A 978-nucleotide genomic window follows, 5' to 3' on the forward strand; every position below is an offset into this window, starting at 1 on the left:
CCCCGGTAAACGGCGGCCGTAACTATAACGGTCCTAAGGTAGCGAAATTCCTTGTCGGGTAAGTTCCGACCTGCACGAATGGCGTAATGATGGCCAGGCTGTCTCCACCCGAGACTCAGTGAAATTGAACTCGCTGTGAAGATGCAGTGTACCCGCGGCAAGACGGAAAGACCCCGTGAACCTTTACTATAGCTTGACACTGAACATTGAGCCTTGATGTGTAGGATAGGTGGGAGGCAACGAAGTGTGGACGCCAGTCTGCACGGAGCCATCCTTGAAATACCACCCTTTAACGTTTGATGTTCTAACCCAGACCCGTAATCCGGGTCGGGGACCGTGTCTGGTGGGTAGTTTGACTGGGGCGGTCTCCTCCCAAAGAGTAACGGAGGAGCACGAAGGTTGGCTAAGCATGGTCGGACATCATGCGGTTAGTGCAAAGGCATAAGCCAGCTTGACTGCGAGAGTGACGGCTCGAGCAGGTACGAAAGTAGGTCTTAGTGATCCGGTGGTTCTGAATGGAAGGGCCATCGCTCAACGGATAAAAGGTACTCCGGGGATAACAGGCTGATACCGCCCAAGAGTTCATATCGACGGCGGTGTTTGGCACCTCGATGTCGGCTCATCACATCCTGGGGCTGAAGTAGGTCCCAAGGGTATGGCTGTTCGCCATTTAAAGTGGTACGCGAGCTGGGTTTAGAACGTCGTGAGACAGTTCGGTCCCTATCTGCCGTGGGCGCTGGAAGATTGAGAGGGGTTGCTCCTAGTACGAGAGGACCGGAGTGAACGCACCACTGGTGTACGGGTTGTGATGCCAATTGCATTGCCCGGTAGCTAAGTGCGGAAGAGATAACCGCTGAAAGCATCTAAGCGGGAAACTTGCCTCGAGATGAGTCTTCCCTGACCCTTTAAGGGTCCTGAAGGAACGTTTGAGACTAAGACGTTGATAGGCTGGGTGTGTAAGTGCAGCGATGTATTGAG

1 rRNA gene is annotated in these 978 nt (G+C 53.7%); it reads left to right on the forward strand.

Annotated elements, in window-relative coordinates:
* A 23S ribosomal RNA gene (locus ACF8OF_RS01490) occupies positions 1 to 978 on the forward strand; the annotation flags it as partial.

It is taken from the genome of Morganella sp. TYF_1, from assembly GCF_043105645.1.
In the GTDB taxonomy this organism is placed as follows: Bacteria; Pseudomonadota; Gammaproteobacteria; order Enterobacterales; family Enterobacteriaceae; genus Morganella; species Morganella morganii_B.